The following is a 6,738-nucleotide window of genomic DNA, read 5'->3' on the forward strand; positions in this document are numbered from 1 at the left end:
CTGACCAGATGGTCAGGTTTATATGTCCATACTAGGCAACCATCATGCCAACGCCCAACTGGGGTTGTTACCGTTAGTGGCATCCCGTACGCACCGCGCCTGTGCAAGACGGGCACCCACCTGTGGCGGACACGGTACATCGCGGTGCACGCGCACCGAATCCTGAACCTCAAAAGAAAAACGGCACGCCGAGAGACGTGCCGTTTTCCTTCCCGAAGCCGCCGCGTCAGCCGCCCGCGCGCTCTTCGATCCCTGTCTTGCTGCGCGCTGGCGAGCCAGCGATGAGCCATGCCACAACTGCCCGGATCGGATCGGCGGACTCCACATAACGGTGGAACACGGCACCGGCCACGTTGCTGGCGCCCCACGCGACGGCCATGCCCAGGGCATTCCACCACGGCTGGCCCGGTGCAAGATGGAACACGATGGCATTGACGACCAGGCACACCGGGAAATGCACCAGGAACACCGAATAGGAGATGGCGCCAAAACGGGCCGACAAGCGCGCAAACCATCGTGCGGACAGACCGCCGGACCCCCAGTGCTCCATCCATCCACCCCGGCGCGCCAGCGCCAATAGCAGCGCGGTAGCCAGCGCCACGGCAATTCGCAGCCGGAAGTCCACCGCCAGTGCCGCCACTCCCATCGCAGCCAGGAATACCAGCGGCAGCAGCGAACGCCCCGGGCTCGATGCCCAGAAAGCCAGGGCGCCCAGGCCGTACGCACCGAAGAAGTAGACCGCCCAGATGTCCCAATGGGCATCGCGGTTGAACCAGAACAGCGAAGCCGCGGCCAGCACCGCCACGATCGGCACGCCCAGCGAGAGCCACTGGCGAGACACCCCGCGCGCCAGCCACAGCGCCATCACCAGCAGCGCAAAGAGTTGCAGGTCGATGGCGATATACCAGACACCCGCCGACAGCGCGTCCACATCCAGAATGTTGTGCAGCAACAGGATATGGGCGACGAACTGCGCCAGTTCCGGCGCAGCCGGAATCGAGTCATGGTGCATCCATGCACGCGCGATGGCGGCACCGACGATCGCCACGACAATCGCGAAGGCATACGGCACCACAAGCTTCTGGTAACGGCGCCACAAGGCGGCCAGTGGACTTTGCAGGGTCAGGACGCCGCCCGGCGCCAGGCTACGGGCGGCAAGGAATCCACTGATGACAAGGAAGACCTGGACCGCAATGCGCGCGTAGTCGGCTAGCCAGCCAATCAGGCCAGGCGCCAGCGACTGGGCGGCGTCCGACATCGGTCCGTAGAACGCCAGGTGATGCAATACGATCAGCTGCGAGCTGACCGCCTTCAGTGCGTCGACGCAAGCCAGACGGGAAGGACGGGGGCCCATTTGTTATGTAAAAGGTACAAAGTGGGCGCGATTGTAACCGGATTGGTGCGCCCGGAATCGACATCGGGCGTAACGCCGGTAAGCATTTGATACGGCCACAACGGTCGGCGCGCGCACCGGAATGGCGCATTAGCTCATAAGAAAACAGTTGTTTGGGGCAGCCACCGCCGGGTATACCCTCGCGTCTTTGCCTGCACTCGCTCCTGAACCCATGCTGCTCTCCGCCCTCCCGACTGCCTTGCAACGCCTGCTCGCCGGTATCGCGCTTGCCGCCGTGCTGCTGCCCGCCGCCCAGGCGCAGCCGTCGCAAACCCCGGTCCTCGACAAGATCCGCGACACCGGCACGATTACGCTCGGCTACCGCGAATCGGCGCTGCCGTTCTCGTTCGGTGACGACAAAGGCCAGCCGGCTGGCTACGCCGTGGACCTGTGCCTGCGCGTGGCGGAGGCCGCCAAGCAGAAGCTCGGGCTCAAGGATCTGAAGGTGCGCTGGCTTCCGCTGACGCCGCAGAACCGCGTGCCTACCGTGGTGAACGGCCTTGTCGATCTGGATTGCGCGCCGAATACCAATACGCTGGAGCGCCAGAAGCAGGTGGCATTCAGCGTGTCGCACTATGTCTCTACCGTGCGCATGCTGGTCCGTGCCGATTCGGGCATCAAGTCGTTCGACGACCTGCGCGGCAAGACCGTGGTCACCAGCGCTGGCTCCACGGGCGACCGCCACGTTCGCCGCCTCAAGGGCGAATATGGCTTTCATGACGTCTACGCCAAGGATCATGGCGAATCGTTCCTGCTGCTGGAAACCGGCCGCGCCCAGGCATTCGTCATGGACGATGTGCTGCTGGCCGGCCTGCGCGCCAAGTCGAAAGATCCCTCGCAATATGTGATCGTCGGCCCGGCGCTGTCGGTGGAACAGAACGCGCTGATGCTCTCGAAGGCCGATCCGGCCTGGAAGCAACTGGTCGACCAGACGCTGGCCAGGACATTCGCCAGCCCGGACGCCTCGGCGCTGCAAAAGCGCTGGTTCCAGCAGCCCATTGGCACGCGCGGCACCAACCTCGCCCTGGCCCCGTCCGCCGAAGTGGTCAACGCCTGGAAGCATCCGTCGGACGCTGTGACGGAGTAAGCATTTCCGGGGCACAACCCCCGGAGAACTCCTGAGTTGACGGCCCATCCACCGTTGTCCACACTGGCTTGGGCGCGATCTACCTTCCGGTACATCGTGCATAACGCGAACCGCCGGAAAGCGGCAAACTCAGGAGAAACACCATGCAGAAAGTCATCGCCACCGCCATCGCGCTGGGTCTCGCCGCCGCTTCCGTGACGGCCATTGCCCAGGACAAGAAGTCCTTCGACCCGTATTCGCAAGGCGCCAAGGCAGGCGAGAAGTTCGACACGTACAGCCAGGGCGCCAAGTCCGGCGACAAGTTCGACCCGTATTCGCAGGGCGCGAACAAGAGCACCCGTGCCGACCTGACTGACCAGTCCGCCGCCCCGAAGAAGCCGAAGGCCAAGAAGGAAACGAAGAAGGCTGCACCGGCGAATTAAGACAGACAACCGATTGTTGAGGCAATCGGACTGCAACAAAAAAGGAGCCTTTGGGCTCCTTTCTCATTTTGTGCCTCAAACTGCATCAGAGCGGTTCAAGCAGAGTCGTTCTGCCTAAAATGGGTCGCTTCTTTCACATGCGAAGCAACCACTGTTATGGGCGAAGACGAGGCATGTTTGCAAGAAGTTGAGCCACCCAAAGAGTGCCATCAGTGCTTTCCAACTGTCCGATTCCAGGATTCGCACTGGGATCTGCGCCATCTGGATTCGTTTGCGTTTAGGTCGGACATCGGCTTCGAGGCTACGGTGATCGTTCTCTTCTCGTGCCATTGCTTTTCTCGCAGCCTTGGCGCGGATACACGCTCACAAGAGTTGATACCACCGGAGGAAATTTACCGGGACAATCGCGAAATCCGTGTTCTCGATCCACTGCGCTATTGGCTTTCGCGTCGCTATTTGCGCCAGATGGTTCTACACCTGCCGAAGCAACATATTGTTTGTGCCGGCGGCCGGAACCGCAACTTCATGACATGGCGCGTGCGGTCAGAGGAAGGTTTGGATTCGATCTACGCCGCGTTCTTCAGCGTGGAACGCGACAGACGACGCAAAGCTCGCTTGATCATGCGTTTGCAGTCGGCCTACCCGTTGGACGACGGTTTATCCGCCTCACAGAGAAACGGCCGAAAGGTAAGGCTGCACACGCTGTTGAAAGCGGCCTACGAAGGCAGAACAATCAAAGCGTGACGCCACAAAGACCGACGGCTGCCCGGAGGCAGCCGTCGTAGGCGGGGTTCTCTATCTGCATCGCTGCAGACTTCCCACTCCAGGTGGGACCTGGTTTCCCAGGCGGCGCTACGGTCTTGCACCCGCTCGCACGTAGTTTTCGCCAATTCTAGCAATGAGCCTCAGTAGCGTCAACGCTACCTACCGCTGCCCCACATCCTCCATCTCCAGCGCCGTCACATCCACCCGCTGCACCTTGTTGTTCTGACGGATCTCGGTCCGCAGGACGAAGGCTTCGGCGGGGCAGAACCAATCGGTGACGTGCAGCACGCTCGGTTCCACGTGCAGGATTTCGTCGCCCACGCGCAGCGGGCCCAGTGAGGTGCGTTTCTCGTAGGTGATGGGCAGGCACTCCTTGCGGCCCATCACGGTGTCGATCATCTGCTTGCGGCCTACATGGCGGGTACCCACGATGATCGATGCGCGCTGGGCATCCATGTTGCCGACCACCTCGTCGGCGCCCAGCGGATAGATCTTGAGCGACACGCTCGACTGGAAGGTTTCGCCGTCGAGCATTGCGCCTTCACGAATCTCCTGGCCCGCGTAATTGAACACGCCGCTGCCCGTGAACGATGCCTCGCCGAACATCCGGGCATAGCGGCCGCGCGCGTTGATCACCGCGTTCCGGCTATCGATCCGGGTACGCGACGTGGTGGCGTTACGGTCGATGTTGATCTCGTGGACTTGGTCCATGACCACGGGCGGCCCCATGAGCGCCGCCAGCGCCGACTTCGAGCGGACCTCCAGTTGGGCACTGCAGCCACGCGCGGTGCGCATGACATCGCGCAAGGTCATCGTGATCGACACGGGCAGTTCGCCATCGCCCTCCATCTGGACACGCGAGCCAGAGCGGAACCACGGGGCATCGCACAAGGCGGCGGCTCCGGGCATGGGAGGCGTCATGCCGGACGTGGGCACGGATTCCGTCAGCAGGACTTCCTGCGATTGCGCCCCATGCATCACACCCAGAAAGGCGAGGCACAGGCACGGCAGCGCCGATCTCGCGCGTTTCGTCGACTTCATATTGTGTTGTTCCGTTGGATCGACCTTCGGGTATGTCCACCCACAGCGACATCCCCGCTGGCCGAAGTATTGCGCATTGCGCGAAACTTTGCGTCCGGAATTGGTCCGATCAAATTCAATGCCGCCATCCCGGCCCGCTGACCGGCCAGGACGGCCAGGCGGGGAAGTGGCTCGTGCTACCATTGCGCGCCCGCGCAGGCCGCGCCTCCGGATCTGGCGCTTCTGGTGCTGCACAAAGCTGTCCACCAATCCCGGGCGTCGCACGTTGTGGGGTGTTCGCCACAGAGAAGCGATGCGGTACGTCCCGTTTCCGGCAAATTCAGGAGAGATATGCGTAGTTCTTCGCCCGTGCGTGACGCTGGCCTGCCCATGGGCGTGATCGCGCTGGTAGCCATCGCCGTACTGCTGGTCTGGTTTGGCACGCTCGACGCGCGCCATCTGCTACGACCCGACGAAGGACGATACGCCGAGATCGCGCGTGAAATGTTCCGGTCCGGTGACTGGATCACCATCCGCTACAACGGCTACAAGTATTTCGAGAAGCCGCCCTTCCACCTCTGGATCACGACCCTCGGCTACGAGCTGTTCGGTGTAGGCGACTGGCAGGCCCGACTGGCCGTGGCGCTGTCCGGCATCGCCGGCATCGGCGCCATGATGCTCGCCGCCTCGCGCTGGTATGGCTGCCGCGTGGCGCTGCTGACTGGCCTTGCGATGCTCGCCATGCCGATGTGGAGCGTGGCCGGGCATTTCAATTCCCTCGACATGACGTTGTCCGGCGCGCTCGCGGGTGTGCTGGCCTTCATGCTGCTGGCGCAGCATCCCGATACCACGCCCTCTGCCCGTCGCGGCTGGATGCTGGCCTGCTGGGTAGCCATGGGCGTTGCGATCCTCACCAAGGGGCTGGTCGGCATCGCCCTGCCGGGTCTGGCGCTGGTGGTTTATACGCTGGTGACGCGCGACTTCGGCCTCTGGCGCCGGCTGCATCTCGTCACGGGCATCGCCGCCATGCTGGTGGTCACCGTGCCCTGGTTCTGGCTGGTATCGGCCCGCAACCCCGAATTCCCGCATTTCTTCTTTATCCACGAGCACTGGGAGCGCTACACCTCCACGGTGCACGCCCGCAAGGGATCCATCTGGTATTTCGTGCCCCTGCTGCTGGCCGGCCTGCTGCCCTGGCTCGGGTTGACGCCGCGCATGTGGACTGTCGTGCGCGAACGCGCGGGCGCCGTACGCGGCGCGGGGGGCAAGCCGTTCCAGCCGGCACTGATGTGCCTGATCTGGTTCGCCGCGATCTTCGCGTTCTTCAGCCTTTCCAGTTCGAAGCTGCCTGGCTATATCGTTCCGGTCTTCCCGGCACTGGCCCTGCTGGTGGCCGTGGCGCTGGACCAGATCAACGAGAAATCGTGGAATCGCCAGATCAATGCGCTACTGGTGCTCGCCGTGGTCGGAGTCGCCGCCGCGCCGTACGTGGCCACGCTGAGCCGCGACAGCAACCCCAACGAGGTCTTCCGCGCCTTCGCGGTTTACGTGGGCGTGGCCTTCGCGGTACTGCTGGCCGGGATGCTGCTGGCGCGCCGGTTGCTGCGCACGCACGGCCTGCTGCCGAGCATCGCAGCGTTCGCGTTGTCGATGTTCCTGACCTGCACCATTGGCCTGCTGGGCCATGAAGTGATGGGCCGCCGCGCCTCGGGCGTCGATATGGTGCCGGCCATCAACGCCGTACTCAAACCCGATATGCCACTGTATGGCGTGGGTATGCTGGATCACACCCTGCCGTTCTACCTGGGCCGGACACTGACGATTGTCGCGGAACCGGACGAACTCGAATTCGGTGCGCAACAGGAGCCCCAGAAGTGGATTCCGACCATGGAAGCCTTCGTTGCCAAATGGCGCGATGGCCGGCCGGCGCTCGGCATCATGGGCCTGCACACTTTTGATGCATTGACCGCGCAGCAGGTGCCGATGTACGTGGTGGCGCGCGACGGACGCCGCGTCGTGGTCAGCAACTTCCCGCTGCCATCCTCCCCTTC

General features: G+C 63.2%; 6 protein-coding genes. 4 read left to right on the forward strand and 2 right to left on the reverse strand.

Annotation, left to right across the window (positions count from 1 at the left end):
- Positions 1 to 226: 226 nt before the first annotated feature.
- Positions 227 to 1,354, reverse strand: a complete 1,128-nt coding sequence (locus FFS21_RS23615) for an acyltransferase family protein (RefSeq protein ID WP_137927162.1) — start codon at positions 1,352 to 1,354, stop codon at positions 227 to 229.
- Positions 1,355 to 1,565: 211 nt separating this feature from the next.
- On the opposite strand from FFS21_RS23615, the gene FFS21_RS23620 reads away from it, so the two are divergent.
- The 3 genes from FFS21_RS23620 (at position 1,566) to FFS21_RS23630 (ending at position 3,646) form a co-directional block, all read left to right on the forward strand.
- A complete protein-coding gene (locus tag FFS21_RS23620) occupies positions 1,566 to 2,480 on the forward strand; it encodes an amino acid ABC transporter substrate-binding protein (protein WP_137927163.1) in 915 nt (304 codons plus the stop codon).
- A 143-nt stretch (positions 2,481 to 2,623) separates the two neighbouring features.
- Complete coding sequence (locus FFS21_RS23625; protein WP_137927164.1) at positions 2,624 to 2,902, forward strand: amino acid ABC transporter permease; 279 nt, start codon at positions 2,624 to 2,626, stop codon at positions 2,900 to 2,902.
- A gap of 156 nt (positions 2,903 to 3,058) precedes the next feature.
- The gene (locus FFS21_RS23630; protein WP_137927165.1) at positions 3,059 to 3,646 is read left to right on the forward strand and encodes a YjaZ family protein; all 588 of its coding nucleotides are present in this window, start codon (positions 3,059 to 3,061) and stop codon (positions 3,644 to 3,646) included.
- Between the two features lie 180 nt (positions 3,647 to 3,826).
- On the opposite strand, the gene FFS21_RS23635 is transcribed toward FFS21_RS23630, so the two are convergent.
- Complete coding sequence (locus FFS21_RS23635) at positions 3,827 to 4,588, reverse strand: hypothetical protein (protein ID WP_237380780.1); 762 nt, start codon at positions 4,586 to 4,588, stop codon at positions 3,827 to 3,829.
- Between the two features lie 450 nt (positions 4,589 to 5,038).
- Here FFS21_RS23635 and FFS21_RS23640 point away from each other — a divergent pair.
- Positions 5,039 to 6,738: glycosyltransferase family 39 protein (locus FFS21_RS23640; protein WP_137927167.1), on the forward strand; the 1,700-nt coding region annotated here is incomplete at its 3' end.

Origin of the sequence: Cupriavidus sp. 2SB (assembly GCF_005503625.1) — a bacterium.
Lineage (GTDB): Bacteria > Pseudomonadota > Gammaproteobacteria > Burkholderiales > Burkholderiaceae > Cupriavidus.